22 protein-coding genes and 1 pseudogene are annotated in these 26396 nt (G+C 72.4%); 6 read left to right on the top strand and 17 right to left on the bottom strand.

The genetic code is table 11. The annotated features are described in order from the left end of the window. Positions 1–120: 120 nt before the first annotated feature. The gene (locus tag JFN87_RS16420) at positions 121–363 is read right to left on the bottom strand and encodes a DUF397 domain-containing protein (protein ID WP_209340818.1); all 243 of its coding nucleotides are present in this window, start codon (positions 361–363) and stop codon (positions 121–123) included. Continuing rightward, the gene (locus JFN87_RS16415; RefSeq protein ID WP_245179957.1) at positions 360–1163 is read right to left on the bottom strand and encodes a helix-turn-helix domain-containing protein; all 804 of its coding nucleotides are present in this window, start codon (positions 1161–1163) and stop codon (positions 360–362) included. The genes JFN87_RS16420 and JFN87_RS16415 overlap by 4 nt, the downstream gene beginning before the upstream one ends. Before the next feature lie 69 nt (positions 1164–1232). Here JFN87_RS16415 and JFN87_RS16410 point away from each other — a divergent pair, with 69 nt between their 5' ends. Beyond that, the gene (locus tag JFN87_RS16410) at positions 1233–1646 is read left to right on the top strand and encodes an ATP-binding protein (RefSeq protein ID WP_209340817.1); all 414 of its coding nucleotides are present in this window, start codon (positions 1233–1235) and stop codon (positions 1644–1646) included. Here JFN87_RS16410 and JFN87_RS16405 read toward each other — a convergent pair. Genes JFN87_RS16405 through JFN87_RS16395 form a run of 3 tightly spaced genes read right to left on the bottom strand, consistent with a single transcriptional unit; the run spans position 1635 to position 5217 of the window. Beyond that, the gene (locus tag JFN87_RS16405; protein WP_209340816.1) at positions 1635–2819 is read right to left on the bottom strand and encodes a serine hydrolase domain-containing protein; all 1185 of its coding nucleotides are present in this window, start codon (positions 2817–2819) and stop codon (positions 1635–1637) included. The genes JFN87_RS16410 and JFN87_RS16405 overlap by 12 nt on opposite strands. A gap of 36 nt (positions 2820–2855) precedes the next feature. After that, entirely contained in the window at positions 2856–4319 is a 1464-nt protein-coding gene (locus tag JFN87_RS16400) for an MFS transporter (protein ID WP_209340815.1), read from the bottom strand. 13 nt (positions 4320–4332) lie between these two features. Further along, positions 4333–5217: a class I SAM-dependent methyltransferase gene (locus JFN87_RS16395; RefSeq protein WP_245179955.1), complete on the bottom strand. Its 885-nt coding sequence runs from the start codon at positions 5215–5217 to the stop codon at positions 4333–4335. A gap of 85 nt (positions 5218–5302) precedes the next feature. On the opposite strand from JFN87_RS16395, the gene JFN87_RS16390 reads away from it, so the two are divergent. Then, a complete protein-coding gene (locus JFN87_RS16390; RefSeq protein WP_209340826.1) occupies positions 5303–5857 on the top strand; it encodes a helix-turn-helix domain-containing protein in 555 nt (184 codons plus the stop codon). A 27-nt stretch (positions 5858–5884) separates the two neighbouring features. Here JFN87_RS16390 and JFN87_RS16385 read toward each other — a convergent pair whose 3' ends face one another. Continuing rightward, positions 5885–6565: a TetR/AcrR family transcriptional regulator gene (locus tag JFN87_RS16385; RefSeq protein WP_209340814.1), complete on the bottom strand. Its 681-nt coding sequence runs from the start codon at positions 6563–6565 to the stop codon at positions 5885–5887. A 77-nt stretch (positions 6566–6642) separates the two neighbouring features. Here JFN87_RS16385 and JFN87_RS16380 point away from each other — a divergent pair, with 77 nt between their 5' ends. Next, positions 6643–7599 carry an NADP-dependent oxidoreductase gene (locus JFN87_RS16380; RefSeq protein WP_209340813.1) on the top strand — a complete coding sequence of 319 codons (957 nt, stop codon included), beginning with the start codon at positions 6643–6645 and terminating at the stop codon, positions 7597–7599. A gap of 22 nt (positions 7600–7621) precedes the next feature. Here the strand turns inward: JFN87_RS16380 and JFN87_RS16375 are convergent, their stop codons facing one another. Beyond that, positions 7622–8227 (bottom strand): dihydrofolate reductase family protein, encoded by a 606-nt coding sequence (locus JFN87_RS16375; protein WP_209340812.1) that lies wholly within the window; start codon positions 8225–8227, stop codon positions 7622–7624. A gap of 46 nt (positions 8228–8273) precedes the next feature. Further along, positions 8274–8915 carry a TetR/AcrR family transcriptional regulator gene (locus JFN87_RS16370; RefSeq protein ID WP_209340811.1) on the bottom strand — a complete coding sequence of 214 codons (642 nt, stop codon included), beginning with the start codon at positions 8913–8915 and terminating at the stop codon, positions 8274–8276. 66 nt (positions 8916–8981) lie between these two features. Here JFN87_RS16370 and JFN87_RS16365 point away from each other — a divergent pair, with 66 nt between their 5' ends. Continuing rightward, on the top strand, positions 8982–9854 hold the full coding sequence (locus tag JFN87_RS16365) for an SDR family NAD(P)-dependent oxidoreductase (RefSeq protein ID WP_209340810.1): 873 nt from the start codon (positions 8982–8984) through the stop codon (positions 9852–9854). A gap of 55 nt (positions 9855–9909) precedes the next feature. Here the strand turns inward: JFN87_RS16365 and JFN87_RS16360 are convergent, their stop codons facing one another. Then, positions 9910–10596 carry a LuxR C-terminal-related transcriptional regulator gene (locus tag JFN87_RS16360; protein WP_209340809.1) on the bottom strand — a complete coding sequence of 229 codons (687 nt, stop codon included), beginning with the start codon at positions 10594–10596 and terminating at the stop codon, positions 9910–9912. A 107-nt stretch (positions 10597–10703) separates the two neighbouring features. Next, positions 10704–11984, bottom strand: a pseudogene (locus JFN87_RS16355) (PspC domain-containing protein); the annotation flags it as partial. Positions 11985–12120: 136 nt separating this feature from the next. Here JFN87_RS16355 and JFN87_RS16350 point away from each other — a divergent pair. Continuing rightward, positions 12121–13743: a PspC domain-containing protein gene (locus tag JFN87_RS16350; protein WP_209340807.1), complete on the top strand. Its 1623-nt coding sequence runs from the start codon at positions 12121–12123 to the stop codon at positions 13741–13743. A 156-nt stretch (positions 13744–13899) separates the two neighbouring features. On the opposite strand, the gene JFN87_RS16345 is transcribed toward JFN87_RS16350, so the two are convergent. From JFN87_RS16345 to guaA, 3 genes are all read right to left on the bottom strand, one after another. Next, positions 13900–14424, bottom strand: a complete 525-nt coding sequence (locus JFN87_RS16345) for a DoxX family protein (protein ID WP_209340806.1) — start codon at positions 14422–14424, stop codon at positions 13900–13902. Positions 14425–14652: 228 nt separating this feature from the next. Next, positions 14653–15924 (bottom strand): hypothetical protein, encoded by a 1272-nt coding sequence (locus tag JFN87_RS16340; protein WP_209340805.1) that lies wholly within the window; start codon positions 15922–15924, stop codon positions 14653–14655. A 259-nt stretch (positions 15925–16183) separates the two neighbouring features. Further along, positions 16184–17782, bottom strand: coding sequence for a glutamine-hydrolyzing GMP synthase (guaA, locus tag JFN87_RS16335; RefSeq protein WP_209340804.1), 1599 nt, complete (start codon positions 17780–17782; stop codon positions 16184–16186). A 362-nt stretch (positions 17783–18144) separates the two neighbouring features. On the opposite strand from guaA, the gene JFN87_RS16330 reads away from it, so the two are divergent. Continuing rightward, a complete protein-coding gene (locus tag JFN87_RS16330) occupies positions 18145–18453 on the top strand; it encodes a chorismate mutase (RefSeq protein WP_209340803.1) in 309 nt (102 codons plus the stop codon). A 491-nt stretch (positions 18454–18944) separates the two neighbouring features. On the opposite strand, the gene JFN87_RS16325 is transcribed toward JFN87_RS16330, so the two are convergent. The 4 genes from JFN87_RS16325 to JFN87_RS16310 all read right to left on the bottom strand — a co-directional run. Next, on the bottom strand, positions 18945–20903 hold the full coding sequence (locus JFN87_RS16325; protein WP_209340802.1) for a GMC oxidoreductase: 1959 nt from the start codon (positions 20901–20903) through the stop codon (positions 18945–18947). Positions 20904–20920: 17 nt separating this feature from the next. Next, positions 20921–22582, bottom strand: a complete 1662-nt coding sequence (locus tag JFN87_RS16320; RefSeq protein WP_209340801.1) for a succinic semialdehyde dehydrogenase — start codon at positions 22580–22582, stop codon at positions 20921–20923. Between the two features lie 121 nt (positions 22583–22703). Beyond that, positions 22704–24707 carry a serine/threonine-protein kinase gene (locus tag JFN87_RS16315; protein ID WP_209340800.1) on the bottom strand — a complete coding sequence of 668 codons (2004 nt, stop codon included), beginning with the start codon at positions 24705–24707 and terminating at the stop codon, positions 22704–22706. 155 nt (positions 24708–24862) lie between these two features. Next, positions 24863–26396: serine/threonine kinase C-terminal domain-containing protein (locus tag JFN87_RS16310; RefSeq protein WP_504739780.1), on the bottom strand; the 1534-nt coding region annotated here is incomplete at its 5' end.

Genomic DNA, 26396 nt, shown 5'->3' with positions numbered 1-26396 from the left:
AGCCAACCACGAAATGTAACCCTTCCGGGTACGCACGGGGTTGGGAGGGTGGGTGGGTCAAGAACCAACCTCCCCATCCTTGGGGAAGACGCTCGGATCCCGCCCCCCGAATCCCGAGTCTCAGCCGCGCCGCGCGAACGCGACGAAATCCGCCCACGAAGCGGCCGGGACGGCCAACTGGCCGTTATCCCTGAGCTTCGAGTCCCGCACGTGCACGACGCCGGGGCAGGTGGCGACCTCGACACACTCGCCGCCGCCTGTACTGCTGTACGTCGACGTCCGCCAGGCCAGGGCGACCTCGACGCAGTTGCCGCCCGAGGTGTTGCTGTAGCTGGACTTGAACCAGGTCAGGTCGGTGTTCATAGCTCCTCCGCCAACTTGCTGATGAAGCGCGCCGACTCCTCCGGACTCAGAGCCTGCCGCAGGATCATGGCATGGCGCTGCGTAGCGAGGGACACCTTGTCCGGGTCGGCATACAGCATGCCCGACAGCTGTCCTTCTTCGTAAGCGAGTTGTTCGTGGTCCGGCGTCTCCAACAGCGCCAGCGGGCCGCTGAGTCCCGGGCTCGCGATGCCGGTGGGGAGAACCTGGATCATCACATTGCGTCGCTTTCCCACTTCCAGTAGGTGGAGCAACTGCCGCTTGTGTGCGGCCAGGGGCACGATCGGGTCGCGCAGCACCGCCTCCGCGATTACGAAGCTGTACGAGCGGGTGGCCTTGCCAAGAAGGCTGTGCCGCTCCAGCCGCCCCGCGACCCGTACCCGGACCGTTTCATCGTCAAGCGGCGGCCAGTCTGCGGTAAGCAAGGCGAGAGCCATCTCTTCGGTCTGCAAAAGGCCAGGGATCAGCAGCGGTTCGTACGAGGAGACGGCGATCGCCTCCGACTCGTAGCGAATGAAGTCCTCGGCGTAGAACACATACTTCTCCGGCCGCAAGTACTCCTGCGCAGCCAGCAGTAACCCGCCCGCCTCACACAACTCGTCCGCCACGCGCAGCAAATGCAGCGTCGGCCGGCGCCTGCCCGTCTCCATCGACTTGACGTACTCGTACGAGCAACTGGCCTCGTCCGCCAGCGTCTCGCGGGTGACCCCCGAGCGCTCGCGCCAGCGTTTGATCTGGTTGCCGCAGTATCGCCAGGCCATCGGCGGCGGGGTGTTCTCCATGGGTACAACCACCCTCCGTACACGCTTCGTGACTGCTCAAGCATGACCCATCCCGGCACTCTGCGTCACATGAATCACGAGGTCGAGTGGCACTTCAGCCGTCATCCCCGCAGCGTCGCGCGCGCCCGGTCGTTGCTCTCCGTGCAGGCGGCCGAGTGGAAAGTGCCCGACGAGGTGACGGACACGTCCGTCCTGCTGCTGAGCGAACTCGTCACCAATGCCCTGCGCCACGCCGACTGCGCCCAGGGGCGGGAGATCTGGACACGGGTGCGGCTCGACAGCGACGGCGGGTCCCTGCGCGTCGAGGTGTCCGACGCCTGCGCCGCGCTGCCGCGCGTGCGGCACGCGGCGTCGGACGACGAGACGGGGCGCGGCCTCGCCCTCGTCACCGCGCTCGCGACGCGCTGGGGCGCGGCGCCCAGGGCGTGCGGGATCGGCAAGACGGTCTGGTTCGAGTTGCGCCCGGACCGCTCAGTGCGTTGACGCGAGGGCGCGACGAAGCGCTGCCGTGAGGTGGTTGGCCCGTTCGTCGCCGGGGTTGGCCATGCGGTTGTTGAGGTAGCCGAATCCGATCTCGGCGCCGGCGTCGGCGAAGCCGAGGCTGCCACTGGCTCCGTCGTGGCCGAAGGAGGCGTCGGAGAGGAGGGGACGGCCCGGGAACCCGTTGACGAGGAAGCCGGTGGAGAAGCGGATGCCGGGCGGTGTGAGGACGCCGGGCCAGCCGTCGCCGCTTGAGCGCGGTGTGAGTGCGTCGGTGATGCTCCGGTCGCTGAGGAGCCGGGGCGTGCCGCCGACGGTGGACACTGCCGCTGCGTAGATCCTGGCCAAGGCGGTCGCGGACATGATGCCGTTGGCCGCGGGGATCTCCATCGCGTGATTGGCCGGGGAGTTGAAGTCGGTCGGGCCGCCGTCGAGGAATCCGGCCGGGAGTGCTCCGCCCAGTGTCACCGACCTGACGAGGGCCGGCATGCTCATCACCTTCTCGTAGAGGGCGAGCGCTTCCGGTCCGGTGTCCTCGGGTGCGGGGTGGACGGTGGCCACGCGGGGCTCGACGTGGGCGGTGAGGCCGATCCAGGCGTCGGCCGCCAAGGGAGCGGCAAGGTACTCGGCCAGGAGTTCGTGGGGGCGCAGGCCGGTGGCGCGTCGGAGAATCTCGCCGGTGAGCCAGCCGAAGGTCAGCGCGTGGTAAGCGAAGTCGGTGCCGGGTTTCCACTGCGGGCTCTGCGCTTCGATGGCGGCGATGACGGGTGACCAACGCGAGAGGTCCTCGTAGGTCAGGTCCGCGTCGAGGGCGACCAGGCCGGCGCGGTGGGCGAACACATCGCGGATCGTGGTGTGTTCCTTGCCGTGGGCGCCGAACTCCGGCCACACCGACGTGACGGGGGCGTCGAAGTCGAGCAGGCCGCGTTGTTGTGCGATGTAGCCGGACAGGGCCATGAGGCCCTTGGTGGCGGAGAACGCGACGGCGACGGTGTCCGCGTCCCAGGGTCGTCCGGTCGCCTCGTCGGCGAGGCCGGCGTGCAGGTCGACGACCAGACGGCCGCGGTGGTGGATCGCGCATGCGGCGCCGGTTTCGGTACCACGGGTGAAGTTGTCCTTGAACGCGTCGGCGACGGGCCCGAAGCCTTCGTCGGCGAAGCCGTGGATCTCGGTCATGAGCACTCTCGTTCGGACGGTCGAGGTAACGGAGCGCTACCTGGCGGGAGTTGCCGAGGCCCTGCGCCGGTGGAGCAGGGCCGTGATGAGGGTTCCGGCGAAGAACAGGCCGGACGCCCAGGCGAAGGCGGTGGTGTAGCTGTGCAGGGCGGCCTGGCCCTGGACTGCCGCGTCGGTGGCGTTCTTGCCGACCAGGTAGGACGCTGCCGCGCCGGCGGCCAGGGTGTTGAGCAGGGCAGTGCCGATGGAGCCGCCGACCTGCTGCATGACGTTGACGGTCGCGGAGGCGACGCCGGCGTCCTCGGCGGGCACGTGCTGGGTGGCCAGCGACATCGCGGGCGGGACGATGGCGCCGAGTCCCGCGCCGATCACGACCAGTGGCGGCAGGACGTGGACCCAGTAGTTCGAGGTGAGGGTGATGGTGGTGAGCCAGAGCAGACCGGCGCCTGACACGGCGAAGCCGGCCGGCAGCACCCTCTTCGCCCCGAGGGCGGGCAGGAGCTTCGTGGTGGAGACCTGGGCGACGGACATCATCGCGAGGATCATCGGCAGGAACGCCAGCCCGGTGGTGACGGGACTGAAGCCGCGGTTGATCTGGAGGTAGTACGTAAGGAACAGCAGGACGCCGAACAGTCCCGCGCCGGTGAGCAGGAGCGCGGCGAACGCGGCGGCGCGGTCCCGGTCACGCAGCACGCTCAGGGGCAGCAGCGGGTCCTTCGAGCGGCGCTGCCAGAGGGCGAACACGGTGATCAGCACGACGCCCGCGGCGAGGAAACCCCACGTCAGGGGCGAACTCCAGGAGTGGGACTCGGCGTTGGAGAACCCGTAGACCAGGGCGAAGAGGCCGGTCGAGATGGCCACGGTGCCGGGCAGGTCGAGCCGGGAGTCCGCCTTGTCCCGCGTGTGGGCCAGCAGCCTCGTCCCGCTCACGGTGACGACGGCGGCGAAGGCGACGTTGATGAACATGGTCCAGCGCCAGTCCAGGAACTGCGTCAGCGTGCCGCCGATCAGCAGGCCGAGGACCGTACCCGAGGCTCCGATCGCGCCGAAGACGCCGAACGCCTTGGCGCGTTCCCTGGGTTCGGTGAACGTGGTGTTCAGCAGGGACAGGATGGCGGGGGCGAGCAGTGCGGCGAAGATGCCTTGCAGGGCGCGGGCGGTGACCAGGACCGTGAAGGAGGGTGCGAGGCCACCGAGTGCGGAGGCGATGGCGAAGCCGCCCGCGCCGATGAGGAAGGCCGGTTTTCGGCCGAAGAGGTCGGCCAGCCGTCCGCCGAGCAGGAGCAGGGCGGCGAAGGCCAGCGCGTAGGCGGTGATGATCCACTGCCGGGAGCCGTCGGAGAAGCCGAGGTCGGCCTGGGCCGAGGGCAGGGCGATGTTCACGATGGTGGTGTCCAGGACCACCATCAGCTGGGCCAGACCCAGCATGGCCAGGATGCGGCCACGGTGTGGTGCTGCCGTGCCCTCGGGTTTGAGGGCCGCAGCGGATGCGGTGCTCATGACGCACTCCGATTCAGGGGCGGCGGGCGATCCAGGTGGTGCGGGTGGTGTGCACGCGCAGGTCGTCGCGGTGCGCGATGCCGTGCGGCTGGGTCTCGTCCAGCAGGGCGTCAAGGGCGGCCAGGTCGTCCGCGTCGAGGACATCGGTGGCGTGGGAGCGCAGCCTGGCCAGGGACGCCTGGGCGTAGGCGTTCAGGGAAGGGCCTGCCTGGGTGCTGTCGAGGCGTATCTCGAAGGGCCGCCGCTCCTTGAGGGTGAACCCGGCGTCCTTGAGGTGATCGCTCCATTCATGGGGCGGCTGGGTGTTCGTGGCGGCGTGCAGGCGGGCCTCAAGGCCGGGCCGGCCGATTCCGGTGTCCTCGGGCAGGTACAGGGGGAAGAAGTCCATCTCGGTGACGGCGACGAGCCCGCCGGGCCGCACCTGCTCGAAGGCCTGGGCGAACGTGCGGGCCGGGTCGGCCACGTGGTGCAGGAACGAGGCGGCCCATATCAGGTCGTACGGCCCGCTCTCACCGATCACGTCCCAGGACCCGTCCAGGTTCGCCTCGACCGTGCTGATCCGGTCGGCGACACCGTGCGCGGCGGCCTGCTTGCGCAGGCGGTGCAGCATTTGCGGGGAGACGTCCACCGCCGTCACCTCCGCGGCGGGGAAGCGGCGCGCGAGGGCAAGGCTGCCGGTGCCGGGGCCGCTGCCCAGGTCCAGGATCCTGGCAGGGGCGGGGTCGGCGTGATCGGCGAGCAAGGCGGTCAGCTCGGCGAGATGGGAGGCGAGGACCTCGGCGTCCAGTTCGAGCAGCTGAGCCATCGCGATGTCGGAGCCACTGGCCCGGTCGTGCCCGTCATGCGCGTTGGTGCCGTGGATGCCGTGAATGCCGTGAATGCCGTGCTGTGTGTTCATGGCCCCGACGGTAAGGCGATCATTGTCGTCGTGTCATAGGCTCTTGCCTGTGGAGCAAGAATCGACATTGGACGCCACCGTCAGGATGCGGATCCGGTCCCTGCGCAAGGCGCGCGGCTGGTCCCTGGACAACCTGGCCGAGCGCGCGGGCATCAGCCCGTCGCAGCTCAGCCGCATCGAGACCGGGCACCGACGCATCAGCCTCGACCAGCTCAGCGCCATCTCCGCGGCGCTGGGCAAGTCCCTCGACGAGCTCGTCGAGTCCCCTGACGACTCCGACGTCGTCATCCGGCCCGAACGCGACGAGACCCGCGGCCTGACCACCTGGCTCCTCACCCAGGACAACGGCCCGCAGGGGCTCACCGTCGGCAAGATGCGCATCACCGAACAGGCGGGCGGCGTCACACCCGACGACCTGGGCGTGCATCCCGGCCGTGACTGGTTCACCGTGCTGTCCGGCGCCATCGTCCTGTACCTCGGCGAGCGCGTGATCCGCGTCGAGGCCGGCCAGGCGGCCTCGTTCGCCACCATGACGCCCCACACCCTGCGCAGCGACCAGGGCCCGGCCGAGATCCTGATGATCCTCGACCACAACGGCGAACGCAGCCATCTCCAGCCGGGGGCCGGCCACCGACCGTGACGGCCGCGGCGCGCCGGCGGCGCCGCTCTAGTGGCCGCCCTCGCCGCGGGCAGCGGGACCGCGTGCGGCGGGACCGCGTGCGGCGGGCCGGAGGCCGTCCATCAGGAGGTCGAGCAGGCGGCCGGCCCTGGCGTCGTGCCCGGGCCGGGGGGCCACGGTGAAGACGCCGATGAGCGAGGCGGCGACGTCCTCGGCGGTGACGTCGGAGCGGAGGTCGCCCGCCTCGCGGCCCGCGTCGAGGATCGTGGTGATGGCCGTGAGCAGTTCCGTCCGCGTCCGCGCGTGGGCGATCTCGCCCGCTTCGACCATCGCGAGCAGCGTGTCCAGCATGCCGTTTTTGGCGGCGATCCAGTCCCCGAACAGGTCCATCCAGCGCCGCATCGCCGCGGCCGGAGCGAGCTCGCCGAGCAGCCCGTGGGCGCCGGTCGTCAGCCGCGCGACCTGGTCCTGGTAGACGGCGTCGACCAGTGATTCGCGGGTCGGGAAGTGCCGGTAGAGCGTGGCGATGCCGACCCCGGCCTCGCGGGCGATCGCGCGCATCGACGGCTCGCCGTCGGCCGACATGAAGACGCGGGTGGCCACCGCGAGCAGCTGGTCGCGGTTGCGGGCCGCGTCCGCTCGTGGCGCGCGGGCCCCGTCCGCCCGCGGCGTGCGGGCCCCGGGGCCATCGGAAACGGAACGCGTTCCGTTTATGTTAGGGTCGTTCATGTAAACGGAGCATAGTCCGTTTCGTTGTTTCGAGACGTCCGAAACCTTCCCCTCGGCATCAAGGAGACAGGCGCCGCATGCAGGCACAGAGCAAGCAATCAACCGCCGGCGGCAGCAGGGCCGTCCAGCTCGACGCGTTCGGCGGTCCCGAAGTGCTGGACATCCGCGAGGTCCCGGCGCCGCAGGCCGGTCCCGGACAGATCCGTGTGCGGGTCACCACGGCCGGGCTGAACCCGATGGACTGGATCATGACCGCCGACGCGGACACGGCCGCCCGGTTCGGCCTGAGCCTGCCGGCCGGGTTCGGCACCGACTACGCGGGCGTGGTCGACCAGGTCGGCGACGGGGTGACCGGCTACGCACCCGGCGACCGGGTGTTCGGGGGCGCCCTCTCCCGCGCCGTCGCCGACTATGTCGTGGTCGACCCGGCCGGGGGGACCGCCGCGAACGAGGCCCACCACACGCCCGACGGCGTCGACGACCGCATCGCCGCCACCCTGACGATCGCGGGCCGCACGGCGTCGGCCGCCCTCGCCGCGGTCGGCCCCGGACCGGACGACACGGTGCTGATCGGCGGCGCGGGGGGCGGGGTCGGGGTGTTCGCCGTCCAGCTGGCGCGGATCTCGGGAGCGCGCGTGATCGGGACCGGCTCTGCGACATCCGCCGATTACCTGCGCGACCTCGGCGCCGAGCCGGTGGCGTACGGCGACGGCCTGGCCGACCGGGTCCGCGCCCTGGCCCCCAGCGGCATCACCGCCGCCATCGATCTGCACGGGGTGGAGACCGTGCACGTCGCAAGGGAACTCGGCGTCCCCGACAGCCGCATCTGCACCATCGCCGCGCAGGTCGACGGCGTGACGGCGGGCAACGGCGCGAACGCGCCCGCCGGCTCCCTGGAGGAGATCGCCCGCCTGGTCGCGGCGGCCCGGCTGCGGGTGCCCGTCGCGGCGAGCTTCCCGATCGAGCAGATCCGCCGCGCGGCCGAGCTCCAGGCCGGCCGGCACGTACGCGGCAAGGTCGTCATCGACCTCTAGTAACTGCCGTGGCCGGGCGCCATTAGTAACTGTCGTGGCCGGGCGCCCCGTTCGTCCGGTAGACGGCGACGATCGTGCCGCTCTTCGTCGTCGAAGCGCTGACCGGCTCCAGCGCGGTCGGGATCGCCCCGTCCGCGAACAGCCGCTTGCCGCTGCCGACGATCACCGGATGGATCGTCAACCTGTACTCGTCGACGAGGCCGTGGCGCATGAGGGTCTGGGCGAGGTCGCCGCTGCCGACGACCTGGATGTCGCCGCCGTCGGAGTCCTTCAGCCTCCGCACGGCATCGACGATGTCGCCTTCGAGCAGCGTGGAGTTCTGCCACTCGACGGACGTCAGGGTCCGGGACGCCACGTACTTGCGCATGCCGTTCATCCGCGCGGTGAACGGGTTGGCGGGGTCGGCGGTGGGCCAGTACGAGGCGAAGATGTCGTAGGTCTTGCGGCCGAGCAGCATCGCGTCGGAGCCCTCGTACCAATCGGCGGTGGCCGCGCCCACCTCGTCGTCGGACACCGGCTTCTGCCAGCCGCCCTGCTCGAAGCCGCTCTCGGGGTCCTCGTCCGGACCGCCGGGCGCCTGCATGACGCCGTCCAGCGTCAGAAACGTGCAAACGATGATCTCGCGCATGGTGCGCTCCCTTCGTCGAGAGGTAGACGGCGCACGGGCCGCGATCTCATCGGCCGGGCGGGCGTGCACCTCGCAGGAACAGCGCGACCGCGGTGTCGATGAGCCCGTCGAGGCGTGCCGCGTCGATCATGCCGTTGTTGACCATGGTGGTGATGCCCTGAACGGTGGCGTAGAGGATGATCCCGATTTCTTCCGGATCGCCTTGTCGCAGCGTGTCGTTCGCTTGCCCCTCTTCGATCAGGTCGTACATCTGCGCGAAGGCGGACGCGGCGGCCTGGGCGACCCGGGTCGCTCCCGGGCGGTGCTTGCCGGCGTTCATCAACGCGTGGAGCGCGGGGTTCTCGGTGGCGAAGTGGGCGAACGCCGAAACGGCGTCCCGCACGCGCGTGGGGAACTCGCGCTCGCCGCCGCCCCCGTCGTCGCCGCCGTCGCCGTCGCCCTCTGAGAGTGCGGCGTGCATCGCCGCACCCAGGCGGACGAAGCCGGCCTCGGCCAGTGCGTCGAGCAGCGCCTGGCGATCCGCGAAGTGCCGCCGCGGGGCTGCGTGGCTGACGCCGATCTCCCTCGCCAGATCACGCAGGGAGAGCCGGTCGGCGCCGCGTTCCCGCAGGCCGCGCTCTGCCGCGTCGAGGAGGGCGGCGCGCAGGCTTCCGTGGTGGTAGGGCCGCTGTTCGGCGGTTTCGGGCATGCGGACAAGCATACGCGTTAGATGTTTCCATTGACTACTTTGTTTCCGGTGGCTACATTGAGTCCCATGGCCGCTCCGCACAAGAACGAACTCGTCGTCGTTTCCGGGGCCTCAACGGGCATCGGAGCCGCGACGGCACACGCACTCGCCTCGATCGGCTACCACGTTCTCGCCGGTGTGCGAACCAGCGGTGAGGCTGACGCGATCCGGGCCGAGGGCATCGAACCGGTCACCCTGGACATCACCGTCCCCGCGCACATCGAAGCCCTCGCACAGCGCATCGCCGACGACCCTGAGCGGCGCGCATTGCGCGCCCTGGTCAACAACGCGGGCATCGAAGTCAACGCACCGGTCGAGGTGCTGCCACTGGAGCTCTGGCGTGAGCAGTTCGAAGTCAACCTGTTCGGGCACATCGCCGTCATCCAGAAGCTCCTGCCGTTCCTGCGGCGCAGCCGGGGCAGGATCGTCAACATCAGCTCGGTGGGCGGGGTGGCCGCCCTCCCGATCTTCGGCGCGTACGCGGGGACGAAGTTCGCCCTCGAAGCGGCGAGCGACTCCCTGCGCCGAGAGGTCAGGGCGCAGGGAGTACAGGTGGTGGTGGTCCAGCCGGGCGGCGTGAAAACCGAGATGGCCGCACGCAGCGGAGACGTCTCCCTCGAACTCGCCGGCGGGATGAGCGCCGAGCACCAGCGCCTCTATGGCGATCTCGTCAGATCGACGGTCGCCTCGAACGCCGCCTTCCTCGAACGCGCCGTACCCGCCGCGAAAGCCGGAGCCAAGATCGCCAAGGTGGTCACGGCCGCCCGGCCGCGCACGAGGTACACGCTCGGCATGGACGCCGCGTTCACCGTCCCCCTCGCGCGCGTCCTTCCCGGCCGCCTGCTGGACGCGGTCTTCACGTCGAGCCACCGCTCGCGGCGGGACGCGTCCGCGCGCTGACGTGGCGCGCTGACGTGGCGCGCGCCGGCGTGGCGCGCGCCGGCGTGGCGGGCGCTCAGACCAGGCGGCGGGCTGTCGCCCAGCGTGTCAGCTCGTGGCGGTTGGAGAGCTGGAGCTTGCGCAGGACCGCCGAGACGTGGGACTCGACCGTCTTGACGGAGATGAACAGCTGCTTCGCGATCTCCTTGTACGCGTAGCCGCGCGCGATCAGCCGCAGGACCTCGCGCTCGCGCTGGGTGAGGCGGTCCAGGTCCTCGTCCACCGGGGGCGCGTCCGTCGAGGCGAAGGCGTCGAGGACGAAGCCCGCGAGGCGGGGCGAGAAGACCGCGTCGCCCTCCTGCACCCGGAAGATCGAGTTCACCAGGTCGGTGCCGGTGATCGTCTTCGTCACGTAGCCGCGCGCGCCGCCCCTGATGACGCCGATGACGTCCTCCGCCGCGTCCGACACCGACAGCGCGAGGAAACGCACGGGATCCTCCGGCGCGGCCATCAGCGGCCCGCAGCGGCGCAGCACCTCGACGCCTCCGCCCCCCGGCAGGTGCACGTCGAGCAGGACGACCTCGGGGCGCGTCGCGGTGATGACCGTGACCGCCTGGTCGACGTCGGCCGCCTCGCCGACGACCTCGACGCCAGTCTCCTCGGTGCGGCCGATCTCGGCCTGCACGCCCGTGCGGAACATGCGGTGGTCGTCCACCAGGACGACGCGCACGCGGCGCGCTTCCGGTGCGTCGTCGCTGTTCATGCCTTGTCGCCCCTCGTTCGTGTCGATTCGTTTCCTGCCGCCGCCGCGGCACTTGCGCCCGCCGCGCCCGCGGCCGCCGCGCCCGCCGTGTTCGCGCCCGCGCCCGTCTCGGCGGCCCGCTCCATCTCCAGCTCGACCACCGTGCCGCCCTCGGGCGCCGTCCGCAGCACCGCCGTGCCGCCGTTGCGCTTCATTCTGCCGATGATCGAACCCCGCACGCCCATCCGGTCGTCCGGTACGGCGTCGAGGTCGAAGCCGGGGCCCCTGTCCCGTACGGAGATGAACACGGTCCGGCCCTCGACCTCCGCGTACACCTGGACCGCGCCGCCCTCGCCACCGTACTTCGCCGCGTTGACCATGGCCTCGCGCGCGGCCTGGAGCTGCGCACCGAGCTTCTCGTCCAGCGGGCAGTCGCCGACGACGACGACCTCGATGGGCACGCCGTGGTGGTCCTCGACCTCCGCCGCCGTCTTCTTCACGGCCTCCGCGAGCGTGTCGGGTTCCTCCGACTCGTCCTTGCCCGTGCCCTCCGGGCGGTAGAGCCACGCACGCAGCTCACGCTCCTGGGCGCGCGCGAGCCGCCGCACCTCGCCGCCGTCGTCGGCGTTGCGCTGGATCAGGGTGAGCGTGTGCAGCACGGAGTCGTGCACATGGGCGGCGACCTCCGCGCGCTCCTGCGCCCTGATCCGCATCAGCCGCTCCTCGGACAGGTCCTGCGTCATGCGGACGAGCCAGGGGCCGACGAGCAGGCCGACGCCGGCGACGACCGCGATCGACGCCGTCAGCACATTGCCGAACTGGGCCGCCGAGCCGCGCACCACCACGAACACCGTCAGCCCGAGCCCCACCAGCGCGACGCCCGCGACGCCGCGCGCGACCTGCAGCACCCGGCGGCGCTGCCCGATCTCCGTCCACCTGGCCCTGCGCGCGTTGTCCGCCTGGCGCCAGACCAGCACGAGCCCGCCGCCGATCAGCAGCATCGGCCAGATGTAGCGGCCTGCGCCCGCCCGCCCCATGTTCACGTTGCCGACGAAGATCGCCGCGCCGACGGCCAGCGCGACCAGCGCGAAGACCTGGCCCTTGTCGGGCTTGCGCAGCCTGCGCCTGCCGTCGCTCGTGGTCTCGAAGAGCGACCGGGGCTCGGCGGCGGACGTGCCGCCGACGCCGAGCGGCACGACGATCCAGAACACGGCGTACAGCAGCGCGCCGAGCCCCTGGGCGAAGAACAGCGCGAGGAAGGCGAGCCGCACCCATACGACGGGGAGCCCGAGGTGGCCCGCGAGGCCGCGCGCCACACCGCCGAGGAAGCGGCCGTCCGCGCTGCGGTACAGCTTGCGCGGGGGCGGCTCCTCGGTCGCTGCGGCTCGGGGCGTGGCGGCGGCTGGCATGCTCCGATGGTCACACGGGTGGCAGGGCCCGGGCACGGGTTGGCGGCCGATATCAGGGACGTCGGGGGTCAATATCAGGGACGGGCCAGGGTCGGTGCCGGTGGAGCGGGGGTTGCGGGGCAGCCACCATGGACTCATGACATCGCCGCCAGAGCACAGCGGGCACGAGGGGCAGGCCGGGGGCCCGCCCCCCGGCCGGGAGCCGCGCGGCCAGGAGCCGTCCGGCCCCGGCCGCTCCCCCGGCGACGGGCCCGGCCGCTCCCCCGGCAGCGGGCCCGGCCTCTCCTCCGGCGGCGGGCCTGGCCTTTCCGCCGGCGACGGGCCTGGCCTGTCCCCGGGCAGCGGCTCCGGTGCTCACCTGGGCAAGGGAGGGGACGCCGAGGGGCGCGGCCCGCTCAGCCGCAGCCCACGGCAGAAGGTCGTCGCGGGGGTGTGCGGCGGGCTCGGCCGGTATGCCGACGTGGATCCGGTCATCTTCCGCATCGTCATCGGCGTCCTCAGCGTCGCGGGCGGCCTCGGGATGATCTTCTACGGGTTCGCCTGGCTGCTGATCCCCTTGGAAGGAGAAGACGAGAACGAGGGCAGGAAGATGCTCTCCGGCCGTGTGGACGGCGCCGCGCTCATCGCGGTGCTGCTCGCCCTCGTCGGGTGCGGCCTCTTCCTCTCCATGCTCGGCAACGGCGGCACGCTCAGCTTCGCCACCATGCTGACGTGTGCGGTCGTCGCGTCCGCCGTCTGGTCGAAGCACCGGCGCACGAGGCCTGGCGCGGGCCGTCTCTTCGACGCGCACGCGGCGCAGGCCGTGCCCGACGCGCCGCCGGAGACGAAGGCGCCGCCCGTGCCGGGCAGCCCCTCGTGGTGGCGGGACCCGATAGTCAAGGACGGGAACACGGGGCATTACGGCACCACGTACCTCTGGGGCCCTGAGGAGGCGCTGCGTCCCACGCGCCGCGGGGCCACGCGGTGGAAGGGCGCGCGGCGCCGCGCCGTCCGCGAGGCGCCGGCGTACGGGTACGAGGCGGAGGAGGCGGCGCCCGGCGCGACGGGCGTGCGGGGGCTGCCCGACCTGTCGGACGTGCCGGGCCTGTCCGACGCGCCGCGCGGAGCGGTCGACATCGGCGGTCTCGTCTTCGTCCTCGCGCTCGTCGCGGGCGGGCTCGGGGCGGGCCTTTCGTGGCACACGCATCCGCTCGGGCTCAGCCTCCAGATCGGTTTCGCCGCGGCGCTGGCCGTGCTGGGGCTCGGCCTCGCGGTGAGCGCCTTCCTCGGACGTACGGGGTTCGGCACGATCTTCCTGACGGTGGTCACGACGCTGCTGCTCGCCGGCGCGACGGTACTGCCCGCCGACATGACCACGCGGTGGACGCAGCACACGTGGCACCCCACGACGGCGGCCGCCGTGGACGGCTCGTACCGGCTGGGCTCCGGCGTCGGGACGCTCGACCTGACCGGGCTGCGGGTCCCGGCGGGCGAGACGGTCCGTACGTCGGCCAGGGTGGGCGGCGGCCGGCTCGAGGTGCGGGTGCCCGACGGCGTCGCGCTCGACATACGGGCGAAAACCGGGGTGGGCGAGATCCGCCTGCCCGGCGACACCGGCGCCCGCGGCGGCGCGGCGGAGCTGTCGCCGAACCACTCGGTGCACCGGACGTTCCCCGCGCGCCCGGGGGCGCGGAAGGCGCCGGGGCCGGTGCCGGGCAGGATCGCCCTGACGCTCGACGTCGGGCTCGGACAGGTGGAGGTGACCCGTGCTGCGTCATGAGGCGAGGCCGGGACGGCTGATCGCGGGGCTCGTCGCCATGGCGACGGCGGTCCTCTACGCGGGCGACGCGGCGGGCGCGTGGCACACGGCGTGGTTCACGGCGCTACCGCTGTTGTGCGGCGGACTGCTGGTGGCAGCGGTCGTGGGTACGACGACTCAGAGCGCGCGACGGCGGCGCGCCCAGACGGCGTCGAGCGAGAACACGGGCGCGCCGACGAGCACGAGCGGCAGCCAGGCCATCAAGTAGGCGAGGTCGTTGCCGTAGTAGTACGGGGTGGACTGCCAGCTCACCGTCAGCCAGAGGCTGAGCGAGATCAGGGCGCCACCGGCCGCCGCGACGCGGCCCAGTACGCCGAGGAGGGTGCCGATGCCGACGGCCAGCTCGCCGAACGCGATGGCGTAGCCGAATCCGGCGGGGCTCTTGAGCGCGAGGTCGACGAGCGCGGGGATCGCGGCACTGTCCCGCACGCCCCGCATCATGTCCCCGACCGAGCCGGCCCCGCTGGAAGCGAAGAACCCGCTGGTGGTGAGCTTGTCGATGCCCGCGTAGAGGAAGGTGATGCCGAGGAAGACCCGGAGCGGGAGCAGCGCGTACACCGGGGGTATCCCGCGCAGCCCGCGAGGTCGGCGCTCCCCGCCGCCGATCGTTCCCAAACTGTCCGTACGAAAGCCCTGTGCCATCGTGGGCCCGCCTTCCTCTCCACACCGGTGCCGCGAGGCCGGTCCCGCCCGCGCGCTTCCATAGTGCATACGCGGACGACGGCCCCAGCACTCACCCCCACGGCGGGAAACCACGGGGACGGCCGGATTCTCAGCCGGTTCTCAGGAAAGCCCGGTGGCGACCGGCGGGGTGACGGCTGCGCGAACGCCACTGCGCGCATGTCACTGCGCGAACGCCGCCGCGCGGGGCTACTCGCAGACCTGGATCATGACCTCGTTCGTCTCGACGCCGCCCGCCGTGACGACCCGGACGCCGACCGGGCCCGGTTCCACCTCGGCCGGTACCGGGACGGTCAGCAGCGCGTCCGACGGGTTCGCGAAGCCGCCGGGGACCGGCACCAGCGGCACGTGGACGTGGACCGCGCCGATCCGGACGACCATGCGCGCGAGGCGGTCGGGCGTGGCGGCGCCCGGCGGGACGAAGCCGGAGCCGCGGATCTCGATGTCGTCGCCGGTCCTGATCGGCGCGTCGAGGTCGCCGGCCTCGCGGGCGCGTACCACCGACATCACCACGGGGCGGCCGCCCTCGGCGAACTTGCCCGCGAAGTAGGTGGCGGCGGACACGGCCAGCAGTAGGGCGGCCGCCCAGGGCAGGTCGGGCAGCTGGTCGGGGCGGCGGGCGAGGCGTACGGCGCACAGGGCGACGGTGGCCGCGCTGACGAAGACGTACTGCACGTCGGTGAGGCTGCCGCGCCGATCGTCGTCGCACAGCAGGTCGGACAGGCGCGGCCGGTCGGCGCGCACCTTCTGCACGTGCCGGGTGGCGACGCGCGCTGCCACGATCACGCGGACGGCCACGGCGACCGCGCACACCACGGCGAGTGCCGTCAACAGCCCGCCGCCGTGGGCGAGTCGCAGGCCGGCGAGGATCCTGGCCCGGTCGGCGTGGTGAGAGGCGATCGCGAGCCGCAGCGCCAGCACGACCATCGCGAACACGGCGAGCAGCAGCCACGCGGAGGCGACGGTGGGCGAGGTGGAGAGGCGGTTGTCGTCGCCGATGAGCGGCGCGAGCAGGCCGCCTCGGCCGCGGTGCAGGGTGGCGGCCGCGGTGAGCAGCGCGCCGACGAGGACGCCCGCGATCAGCCCGGCCGTGCGGGCCGCGGTCCATCCCGCGCCGACAGCGGTGAGCGCCTGGACGAGTACGAGCGCGACCACGCCGCCCCACACGGCGAGCAGGGTGCGGCGCCACACGGCGGACAGCCATGCCTCGCCCGCCTCGCGTCCGCGTTCGGCGACCGTACGCGCGGACTGCGTCAGCTCGTCCGACACCCACTGCCGCGAGGCGCTCGCGGAGTACTCGACGGCGGCGGGCAAGCCCTGGCCCGCGGCCAGTTCGTCGCGCTTGGCGAGGAACGCGGCGACGGCACGCCGGTGACCCTCGCGCGCCCCGTGCGGGCAGTCGCCGCAGGTGCACCCGCCCTCGTGCGCCTCCGCACGCCCCGCAGCCTCCTGCACCGCCACGCCGAACGCCACCTTCCCCGCGGGGCCTCGTACCGGCCCCGCCGCGCAACTCCGTTGGTATGACTGCGAATTCTGCCGCACCTACCGGGCGGTACCAGCCAACGGACGGCTGCGCACGGTGACGACATCGTCACGATCAGCCGAGGGAGACGGGAAGACAGGAGAAACGGCCGGTCAGGCTCACGCACCGGCCGGCGGGCAGGGCACCCGGCGCGTCAACGGCGTGGCGGCCGGGTCACCCGCGCGGATGCTTCCCGCGTCACTCCCACTCGATCGTGCCGGGCGGCTTGCTCGTCACGTCGACGACCACCCGGTTGACCTCCGCCACCTCGTTGGTGATGCGCGTGGAGATCTTCGCGAGCACGTCGTACGGCAGCCGGGACCAGTCGGCCGTCATCGCGTCCTCCGACGACACCGGGCGCAGCACGATCGGGTGGCCGTACGTGCGGCCGTCGCCCTGGACGCCGACGGAGCGCACGTCGGCGAGCAGCACGACGGGGCACTGCCAGATCTCGCGGTCGAGCCCGGCGGCCGTCAGCTCCTCGCGGGCGATCGCGTCCGCCTCGCGCAGCAGGTCGAGACGCGCGCGTGTCACCTCGCCGACGATCCGGATGCCGAGCCCGGGGCCGGGGAACGGCTGGCGCTGGACGATCTCGTCCGGCAGGCCGAGCTCCTGGCCGACCATCCGCACCTCGTCCTTGAACAGCTTGCGCAGCGGCTCGATCAGCTCGAACTCGATGTCGTCGGGCAGGCCGCCCACGTTGTGGTGGGACTTGATGTTCGCGGTGCCCGAGCCGCCGCCGGACTCGACGACGTCGGGGTAGAGAGTGCCCTGGACGAGGAACGCGACGTCCTCGCCCTCGGCGCCCGCCTCCGCGACGATCTCGGCCTGCGCCTGCTCGAAGACGCGGATGAACTCGCGGCCGATGATCTTCCGCTTCTGCTCCGGGTCACTGACCCCGGCGAGCGCGCCGAGGAACCGCTCGGACGCGTCGACCACCTTGAGCTGTACGCCCGTCGCCGCGACGAAGTCCTTCTCGACCTGCTCGGTCTCGCCCTTGCGCATCAGGCCGTGGTCCACGTACACGCAGGTCAGCTGCGTGCCGATGGCCTTCTGCACGAGCGCGGCCGCGACCGCGGAGTCCACTCCGCCGGACAGCCCGCAGATGGCGCGCTTGGAGCCGACCTGGGCGCGGATCAGCGCGACCTGCTCGTCCACGACGTTCGACGTGGTCCAGGTGGGCTCGATGCCGGCGCCCCGGTAGAGGAAGTGCTCGAGCACCTGCTGCCCGTACGTCGAGTGCATGACCTCGGGGTGGTGCTGGACGCCGTAGAGCTTCTTCTCGTCGTTCTCGAACGCGGCGACCGGCACCACGTCCGTGGACGCCGTGACGGTGAAGCCGGCGGGAGCGGCCGAGCACGTGTCGCCGTGGGACATCCAGACGGACTGCTCGTCCGGCGTGCCCTCGAAGAGCGTGGAGCCGGGCTTGGACACGTGCAGCGGGGTGCCGCCGTACTCCCGCGCGCCGGTGGCCTCGACCGTGCCGCCGAGGGCCGTCGCCATCAGCTGGAAGCCATAGCACATGCCGAAGACCGGCACACCGGCCTCGAACAGCGCCTTGTCCAGGCGCGGCGCGCCCTCCGTGTACACGGACGACGGGCCGCCGGACAGGACGATCGCCTTCGGCTTCTTCGCCAGCATCTCGTCCACCGGCATCGTCGACGGCACGATCTCGCTGTAGACCCGGGCCTCGCGGACGCGGCGGGCGATGAGCTGGGCGTACTGCGCCCCGAAGTCCACGACCAGGACCGTGTCCTCGTGGATGTTGTCGGCGGCGGTGGGTGGTGCTGCTGGCACGGGGCGGCCTTCCGGCGGTATGGCGGGGTGGTCGGTCGGTACCCCCGATTCTACCGGCGTGCGGCAGCGGGCCGTCCGTCCTGGTGCCCGTCCCGCCGACCGCCCCGTCGACCGTCCGGGCGTCTCATCATCCGGGCGCGTTGTTGGCCCTCGGCGCCCGTGAGGGCCATACTGCTGCCATGCGCGAGCACTCGACCTTCGTCTTTACCTATGGCACCGGCCAGTCCGGGTGCCAGAGGTCGTGCTGCTTGCGCTGACAAGCGACTTCCGAAAGCGCCCCGGACCGGCAAGGTCCGGGGCGCTTCCGCATTCCGGGCCGGATCCGCGTCCGGGGCACCCCGCCGACCCGAGGAGCACCCGCCATGACCGCCTCCAGTACCCCAGCCACCTCCACCGCGAGCAATGCCACCGGCGCGCACAGCCAGGAGGCCACCACCGTGATCGAGGGCGCGCGCGGACGCATCGACAGCCTGGACGACCGCATCATCGGCCTCATCCAGGAGCGGATGGCGGTGTCGGCCGCCATCCAGCAGGCGCGCATGACCTCCGGCGGCCGCCGCGTCAACATCGCGCGCGAGAACGAGATCCTGGCCCGCTACAGCACGGCCCTCGGCAAGCCGGGTGCGCCCCTGGCGCTCACGCTCCTCGAGCTCTCGCGAGGCCGTATCTGACGGGGCCGTATCTGAGTTCGGGCAAGGCGCGTGGACGGCACTCACCCGTACGGCGCGTGACCGGGCCTGCCGCACCGTCGTTGGTCCGTGCGTCCGTGCCGGCCAGGTACGGCACCCGGCAGTAACCAGCCGCATCCACGCGTGGCTATGCCGGGGCGTGTGGCGTGCCGACGGCACGCCGTGGGACCGCGCCCCGGTGCCGGTGACCGGACAGCAGGGGACAGCAGCCCGGTCACTCAGGTCGACCGGTCCCGGGGACGCCCGGGCCCGGTCGCACCCGTATCGCCCGCGCCCCTCCTTCCTCCCTTCCGCGCACGCATGCACAGCCGCCTCACGGCGACGTGACGCAGTTCACACGCCGTTCCTGTGAGTCCGATGGCAACCATCTACGCGTGTCGCGGGTCTTGCATGCGTTGACCCGGCAACGGGACGCTGCACTCGGAGGGGGGTGCAGCGTCCCTTGCGGTGGTCTCTCGCGGCGGCAGCCGGTCTCACGCCTTCTTCCGGGCCGGCACCTTCGGCACTTCCACGAACGGCAGCCGCAGCGCCCCGAACGCGCCGGCCGGCACAGCGGGCGCCTTGGGCTCCACCGCCTTCAGCCGCACGTACGCCTCGCCCTGCCCAGGCCGCGTGTCCTCGTCGCCCTTGTTCGGCCACAGCGACATCGCGCGCTCCGCCTGCGCCGTGATCGTCAGCGCCGGGTTGACGCCGAGGTTCGCGGAGACGGCCGAGCCGTCCACCACCGAGATCCCCGGGTGCCCGTAGAGGCGGTGGTAGGCGTCGATGACGCCCTCGTCCGCCGACGCGCCGATCGGGCAGCCGCCGAGGAAGTGCGCGGTCAGCGGCGTGCCCATCAGCTCGCCGACGTTACTGCCAGGGAAGCCGCCGATCTCCTCGGCGATGAGGGACGCGGCGCGCGACGCCTCCGGGATCTGCTTCGGGTTCGGCTCGCCGCGTCCCTGCCGCGCGGTCAGCAGGCCCTTTCCCGGGCCGCTCGGCTTGAGGTAGGTGGTCAGGGAGTTGTCCAGCGACTGCATGACGAGCCCGATGATGGTCTTCTCCGACCAGCGCCGGTTCGACAGCGACCGCGCCATCAGCGCGGGGTGGCGCAGCGCGTTGCCGATCCAGGCGCGTACGCGGTGGTCGCTGTGCGGCACCTGCAGGATCGACAGCGCGCCCATGGCGTTGGACCCCTTGCCGTAGCGCACCGGCTCGACGTGCGTGTGGCGGTCCGGATACATGGACGACGTGATCGCCACGCCCCGCGTGAAGTCGGCGCGTTCGGCGCCGTGGCGCGCGCGGTAGCGGCGGTCGTCGGTCTGCGCGCCGACCAGCGCCTCGGAGTTCGTGCGGGTCAGCTCGCCGAGCCGGGGCGAGAGGCGCGGCAGCAGCGACCGGTCGCGCATCGTGTGCAGCAGAGTCTGGGTGCCGTACGTGCCCGCCGCGATCACTACATACCTGGCCCTGAGCGTCCGGTACGCGCCATGCCTGCGGCGTGCCCCGGTCGGCACGGTGACGACGCGGTGCCCGCCGTCCGCGCCCTCCGTCACGGCGGCGACGGTCGTCATGGGGTGGATGACCGCGCCGGCGCGCTCCGCCAGGTAGAGGTAGTTCTCGGTGACCATGTTCTTCGCGCCGTGGCGGCAGCCGGTCATGCACTCGCCGCACTCGGTGCAGGCGGCGCGTTCCGGGCCCGCGCCGCCGAAGTAGGGGTCCGCGACCGGTGTGCCGGGCGCGACGGCGTCGGGCTGCTTGCCGTCGCTTTCGCCGGCGTCAGCGCCCGCGTCCGCCTCGGGGGCCGCGTCCGCCTCGGGGGCCGCGTCCGCCTCGGGGGCCGCGTCCTTGCCGTCGCCGAAGAAGACGCCCACCGGCGCGAGGGTGAACGTGTCGCCCACCCCCATCGCCTCGGCCGCCGCCTTCAGGTGCACGTCGGACGGTGTCATCGTCGGGTTGGTGCGCACGCCGAGCATCCTGCGCGCCTGGTCGTAGTAGGGCGCGAGCTCCTCGTGCCAGTCGGTGATCGATGCCCACTGCGGGTCGGCGAAGAACGCGGGCGGCGGAACGTACAGCGTGTTGGCGTAGTTGAGCGAACCGCCGCCGACGCCCGCACCCGCGAGGACCATCACGTTGCCCAGCAGGTGCACGCGCTGGATGCCGTAGAGGCCGAGCGCGGGCGCCCACAGGTAGTTCTTCACGTCCCACGAGTTCTTGGGCAGCGTGTCGCGGGTGAACCGGCGCCCGGCCTCGACGACGCCGACCCGGTAGCCCTTCTCCGTCAGCCGCAGCGCGGCCACCGCGCCGCCGAAGCCGGAGCCGACCACGACGACGTCGTAGTCGAACGGGCCGGTGCCGTCGCCGCCGCTCCCCTGGTTGTCCTGCTCGTCCCGGTCCTGATTCTGGTCGTGCTCGTCCTGGTCGTGCTGGTCCTCGTCGTGCTGGTCCGTGGGCAAACCGTCAGCCTCCCTGGTCAGCGCAGCCGCAGCGCCTTCATCGCCCGCAGGCCGCGGCTCATCAACTGCGCGTACGCCTCGTCGTCCATGCCGAACGAGGGGGCGAGCGGCACCAGGCGCTGGCGCGCCACCGTCTGGGCCTCGGTGAACTTGAGGATCCCCTCGGCGCCGTGGCGGCGGCCGAGTCCGGAGTCCTTCATGCCGCCCATGGGCGACCTGACGCTGGCGTAGGCGGCCGCGTACCCCTCGTTGATGTTGACCGTGCCGGTCAGCAGCCGCTCCGCGACGGCCTGGCCGTGCCGTGCGCTCTTCGTCCACACGCTCGCGTTCAGCCCGTACGCGCCCTCGTTGGCGCGCGCGATCGCCTCGTCCTCGTCGTGGAAGCGGTAGACGGAGACGACGGGCCCGAACGTCTCGTCGGCGCAGACCGCCATCGGGGCCGTGACGCCGTCGAGGATCGTCGGCTCGTAGAAGTACGGGCCGACGTCCGGCCTGGCGACGCCGCCCGCGAGGACCGTGGCCCCCTTGGTCACAGCGTCCTCGACATGCGCGCTGACCGCCTTGAGCTGGCGTTCCCCGGCGAGCGAGCCCATGTCCGCGCAGTACGCGAGGGAGGCGCCGAGCCGCATGGCCCGCGTACGGGCGACGAAGCGCGACACGAACGCGTCGGCCACCGACTCGTGGACGTACAGCCGCTCCATGGACACGCACAGCTGACCCGCGGAGGAGAAGCAGGCGCGCACCGCGCCCGCCGCGGCCTTCTCGACGTCGGCGTCGTCCAGCACGAGCATGGCGTTCTTGCCGCCGAGTTCGAGCGAGACGCCGACGAGCCGGTCGGCGGCGCCGCGTGCGACCTCGCGTCCGGTGCGGGTGGAGCCGGTGAACGAGACGTAGTCGGCGTGGCGCACCACCTCGGGGCCGACGACCGGCCCCTCGCCGAGGACCACCTGGAACACACCCGGAGGCATGCCGGCCTCGATCAGCAGCTCGCGCGCCCACAGCGCGGTCAGCGCCGTCTCGGTGTCCGGCTTCATGACGACGGCGTTGCCCGCGGCGAAGGCGGGCAGCGCGTCGCCGACGGAGAGTTCGAGCGGGTAGTTCCACGGCACGATCTGCCCGACGACGCCCTTCGGCCTGCGCGCCTCGGTGACCCTGGTCAGCGCGGGCAGGACGCCGACGTGGCGGCGCGGCCCGAGGTACGTGTGGGCGGCGCGCCCGTAGTGCCTGGCCTCGACGGCGAGGCCCTGGACCTCCTCGTGCGCGTGCGACCTGGCCTTGCCCGTCTCCAGCTGGATCAGGTCGAGCACCTCGGTCTGCCGGTCGAGCAGCAGGTCGTGGAAGCGCAGCAGGACGGCCGCGCGGCGGCGCACGGGCAGCGCGGCCCACGACGTCTGCGCCTCACGGGCGCGCGCGTACGCCGTCTCGACGTCGGCGGCGGAGGACTCCGGCAGCTCGGCCAGCACCTCGCCGGTGTACGGGGTGTGGCTCGTGGTGCGTCCTGAGCCGGTCACGCCCTTGCCGAGCCGCGCCACCAGCTCGGGGGTGACGACATCGGACGCGGTGCGGGCACCGGCGGGCGCCTGGGCGACCGGGTTGGTGGGGCCGCCGTCCGTACGGGCCACGGCGGCCGCCTCCGCAGGCTCGGCCGCCGCCGACTTCGTCGACTTTGAGTCCGTCATGGCGCGAGCGTATTCCGCATCACCGGCTTTGGGTACCCGGCGGTAACCTTCTTCACCGCGCACGCACAATGCCGCCAGTGATCGGTGGCAGTATCGCCCGCCGGGCCCGGCGGGGGCCCGGTCAGCCGCCCGGGTTCGCAGGCGGCTGCCAGCCGCGCAGGACCGTGGCGAACTTCGCGTCGCTCCAGTGCAGCGTCGGCGTCGACATGTAGATCGCGTACTCGGTGCCGGTGTCGTCGTCCACGTACATCAGGTCGGCGGCCGTGCGCGGTCCCGGCACGCCCTGCGAGACTTGCTGGGTCCAGGTGAACTTCCAGCGCGCCGCCAGCTTCTGGTCGCGGTAGGTGTCGGTGTTGAGTTCGAGCCGCTGGTAGTCGGTCAGGTGACCGACATGGCCGCCGGAACCCTCCAGGTTCTTGAGGTGGTCGAGCGGGGTCGGGAAGTCGGGCTGGGTGTCGACGCTGATGCGGACGAAGTGCAGGTCGCCGTCGGGGCTGTAGTCGATGGTGTTCACGCCCTGGACGCGCGTCCACCCCTTGGGCAGCCACAGGCTGAACCCCTCGGGTGCCGTGACCCGCCGCCATCCGGCGGGGACGTTGCCGCCGCCCGTCCCTGTGCCGCCGCCCGATGCGCCCGACTGCCCGTCGCCGTCCGCCGAGCCGCCGCTCTGCCCGTCGCCGCCGGTGTCCGGCGACGACTTCGCGCTGTCGGCCGAGGAGTTCGAACCGCCTGAGCCGTCCGAGCCACCCGAGTCGCCCGCGGCGTCCGTCGCGCCTCCGCCGCCGGGTCGCGCCGACGCCCCGTCCTGGCCCTTCGCCTGCGCCTGCCCGCCGCCGCCCCCGTACTGCGTGACGGCGAAGCCGATCCCCCCGCCGATGACGAGTGCGGCGACGACGGCGAGGGCGATGGAGCGACGGCGGGACCCGCCGCCCCTCGCGCCCGCGGCGCCTCCGCGCGGCCCGGCCGGACCGCCCCCGGCCCCCTGGGCGGGCGCCCCGCTCCCCTGGCGCGCGTGCGCGACCTGGTGCGTTGCAGAGCCGCCGTGGACGGCGGCTGGCTCGGGTGCGTAGGTGCCGTACGGGGCAGGCGCGCCCTGGTGGGGAGCCATGCCCTGGTAGGCGGCCATGCCCTGGTGCGCGGTCACGCCTTGCTGGGCGGCCATGCCCTGATGGGGCGCCACGCCCTGATGGGGCGCCATGCCCTGATGGGCGGCGGCCGCGGGCTGCGGCCTCGTGACGAACGAGGTCACGGGTGCGCTGCGGCTCTCGGCCGGGTACGCCACCGTCTCGGTCCGTCCCTCGGCCACGTCACGGAGCAGCTTCGCGCAGGCGGCCGCGTCCGGCCGCCCGGCCGGGTCCCTGTCCAGCATCGCGACGATCACGGGGGCCAGCGCGCCCGCCGACCGCGGGCGGGGCGCCTCCTCCTCCATCACGGCTTGCAGGGTGGAGAGCGCGCTGTCGCGGTGGTACGGGGACGAGCCCTCCACCGCCGCGTACAGCGTCGCCCCCAGCGACCACAGGTCGGACGCGGGACCGGGAGCGCCACCCTGTACCCGCTCGGGCGCCAGGTACTCGACGGAGCCTATGAGTTCACCGGTCCTGGTGATGGAGGCGTCGCCCTCCACGGCGGCTATGCCGAAGTCCGCGAGCAGGATCTGCCCGTCGCGCGCCAGCATCACGTTGGCCGGCTTGACGTCACGGTGCAGCACGCCGGCCGCGTGGGCGGCGCGCAGCGCGGAGAGCACGGCGCCGCCGATCCTGGCCGCTTCGCGCGCGTCCAGTGTGCCGGAGTCCTTGACGGCGTCCGACAGCGAACGGCCGTCCACGTACTGCATGACGATCCAGGGCCTGCCGTCGTACTCCAGCACGTCGTGGACCGTGACGACGTTCGGATGGGTGATGCGCGCCGCGGCGCGCGCCTCGGTCTGCGTCCGCCGGTGCAGTACCTGGCGGTCGGCCTCGGCCGCGTACAGGCCTGCCGTCAACTCCTTGACGGCGACCGTGCGGTGCAGCGTCTCGTCGACCGCTCGCCACACGCGGCCCATGCCGCCCCTGCCGATGGTCTCGCCCAGCCGGTACCGTCCGGCCAGGAGCATCCCCGCACCCGTGCTCTGTGAATCGTCCACGTACCCCGCCCTGTTCGTAGCGCGCGCCACAACAGGTTACGGAGCGAACCTGGGAACTCCGAGCGCCGGGGGTGGATGAGACAGCACTGTCACCCGGCCTGTGGGTGTTCGCCTACAGACCGTCAATCTCCTTGTGAGAACCGTAGGTTGTCTTCTCAGCCGTCGACCTTGTAGGAAGCGGTGGCCTGCTGGTAGATCTCGCTCACCTCGTCGCGCTGGCTGTCGGGGCCGATGACCTGGATGACGTGGTAGCGGCCCTTCACGATCATGGCGAGGTTGCGGACGTACACGGTGGCGCCGTTGCTGTCCTGCCACGTGTACTGGCCCTCGGCCATGGCCTGGTTGCCGACGTCGATCCTGCGCAGGCCCGACGCGCTCGCCCACGTCGACGAGCGGAACGGGCGCAACTCCGGTTCCTTGTCGCTCTGGTAGGCGAGCGGGTCGGAGCCGTCGGCCTTCACCGTGTCCCTGCCGGGCACGACGATCAGGCTGAAGCTCCCGCTCACGTAGCGGACCTGGCCGCTGTCGTTGATCGGGCTGCGCTTCCACCCCTGCCGGACTGCCACCTGGAAGCCCTCCGGGTCCTTGCGTATGACGTAGCCCTTGGCGAGCCGGGTCCCGGAACCGGCCGCGACGGTCGGCGCGCCCGTCGGTTTCGCGGGGGCGGAGGAGGTGGATGCGGAGCGGGTGGAGGCGGAGGGCGAGCCGCCCGAGGGCGCCTCCTTGACGCTCTGCCCGTGCGCGTCACCCGACTTGGGCAGGAAGACCATCGCGTAGACGACCGCGGCCACGAGCCCGAGGAGGATCAGGACCAGCAGCGTACGGCCGAGTGCGCGCGGCGTGCGGCGGCCGGTACCGCCGGGTGGGCTTGTACGGCCGTTGCGGCTGGTACGGCCCGTGCTTCCGTGCAGCTCGCCGCTCGCGTGCTCGAAGAGGTCTGCGGCCAGGCCCCTGTCCTCGCGGGTGTCCCGCTCGGCCCAGGAGGGTTCGAGCCCGTACGTGGCGGGCGCGGCGGGCGGCCGCTCCACCGCGGCACGGCCGCCGCGCTTGTGGCGGTGCCTGGCCGCCGCGCTGTCGCGCTCGGCCGCGGCCCTGCCGCGGCCCCAGCGGCGGCGCCGCCGGACCAGCTCGCCCTTGCGGCGCTTTATGGGCAGCCTGCCGTCCACGGTGGGCACCGAGACCAGGTCCTGGCCCGCGTCGGGCTCGGGCGCGGAGCGCACGAGGGACCGCAGCCACCCGCGCAGCTCCTCGAAGTCGGGGCGCTCCGTGGGGTCCTGACGCAGCAGCGACTCGACGACGGGCCGCAGCGGGCCGCAGTCCTCGGCGTAGGCGGGCGGCTCCGAGCAGACGAGCTGGACGAGCTCGGCGGCGTTCTCCTCCGGGTAGGGGGCGTGGCCCTGCACCACGCGGTAGAGCAGCGCGCCGAGCGCCCACAGGTCGGTGGCGGGCCCGATGGGCGGCGCGAGCTGCCAGTTCTCGTGCACGGGCCCCGCCTGCTCGGGGGCCCAGCGCTCGGTGACGGCTCCGACGACGGCGATACGGGCCTGGCGCGCGCGCTCGGCCGCGAGCGGGCCCGCGGAGACCGGAAGAACACGCGTCTGAACTGCAGTCTCCGAGGTATCGCGTGTGCCGACGCCTGCTTGGGAAGAGGGAGGGGGGGGGGGGGGGGGGGGGGGGGGCGGGGCGGGG

Origin of the sequence: Streptomyces montanisoli (assembly GCF_017813245.1) — a bacterium.
GTDB lineage: Bacteria > Actinomycetota > Actinomycetes > Streptomycetales > Streptomycetaceae > Streptomyces > Streptomyces montanisoli.
This window is presented reverse-complemented; position numbering and strand designations above follow the sequence as displayed.

Excerpts from the sequence above, each read along its gene's own strand:
- JFN87_RS16420 (WP_209340818.1), bottom strand. The coding sequence starts at position 363 with ATGAACACCGACCTGACCTGGTTCAAGTCCAGCTACAGCAACACCTCG.
- JFN87_RS16415 (WP_245179957.1), bottom strand. The coding sequence starts at position 1,163 with ATGGAGAACACCCCGCCGCCGATGGCCTGGCGATACTGCGGCAACCAG.
- JFN87_RS16410 (WP_209340817.1), top strand. The coding sequence starts at position 1,233 with ATGAATCACGAGGTCGAGTGGCACTTCAGCCGTCATCCCCGCAGCGTC.
- JFN87_RS16405 (WP_209340816.1), bottom strand. The coding sequence starts at position 2,819 with ATGACCGAGATCCACGGCTTCGCCGACGAAGGCTTCGGGCCCGTCGCC.
- JFN87_RS16400 (WP_209340815.1), bottom strand. The coding sequence starts at position 4,319 with ATGAGCACCGCATCCGCTGCGGCCCTCAAACCCGAGGGCACGGCAGCA.
- JFN87_RS16395 (WP_245179955.1), bottom strand. The coding sequence starts at position 5,217 with ATGAACACACAGCACGGCATTCACGGCATTCACGGCATCCACGGCACC.
- JFN87_RS16390 (WP_209340826.1), top strand. The coding sequence starts at position 5,303 with ATGCGGATCCGGTCCCTGCGCAAGGCGCGCGGCTGGTCCCTGGACAAC.
- JFN87_RS16385 (WP_209340814.1), bottom strand. The coding sequence starts at position 6,565 with ATGAACGACCCTAACATAAACGGAACGCGTTCCGTTTCCGATGGCCCC.
- JFN87_RS16380 (WP_209340813.1), top strand. The coding sequence starts at position 6,643 with ATGCAGGCACAGAGCAAGCAATCAACCGCCGGCGGCAGCAGGGCCGTC.
- JFN87_RS16375 (WP_209340812.1), bottom strand. The coding sequence starts at position 8,227 with ATGCGCGAGATCATCGTTTGCACGTTTCTGACGCTGGACGGCGTCATG.
- JFN87_RS16370 (WP_209340811.1), bottom strand. The coding sequence starts at position 8,915 with ATGCCCGAAACCGCCGAACAGCGGCCCTACCACCACGGAAGCCTGCGC.
- JFN87_RS16365 (WP_209340810.1), top strand. The coding sequence starts at position 8,982 with ATGGCCGCTCCGCACAAGAACGAACTCGTCGTCGTTTCCGGGGCCTCA.
- JFN87_RS16360 (WP_209340809.1), bottom strand. The coding sequence starts at position 10,596 with ATGAACAGCGACGACGCACCGGAAGCGCGCCGCGTGCGCGTCGTCCTG.
- JFN87_RS16350 (WP_209340807.1), top strand. The coding sequence starts at position 12,121 with ATGACATCGCCGCCAGAGCACAGCGGGCACGAGGGGCAGGCCGGGGGC.
- JFN87_RS16345 (WP_209340806.1), bottom strand. The coding sequence starts at position 14,424 with ATGGCACAGGGCTTTCGTACGGACAGTTTGGGAACGATCGGCGGCGGG.
- JFN87_RS16330 (WP_209340803.1), top strand. The coding sequence starts at position 18,145 with ATGACCGCCTCCAGTACCCCAGCCACCTCCACCGCGAGCAATGCCACC.
- JFN87_RS16320 (WP_209340801.1), bottom strand. The coding sequence starts at position 22,582 with ATGACGGACTCAAAGTCGACGAAGTCGGCGGCGGCCGAGCCTGCGGAG.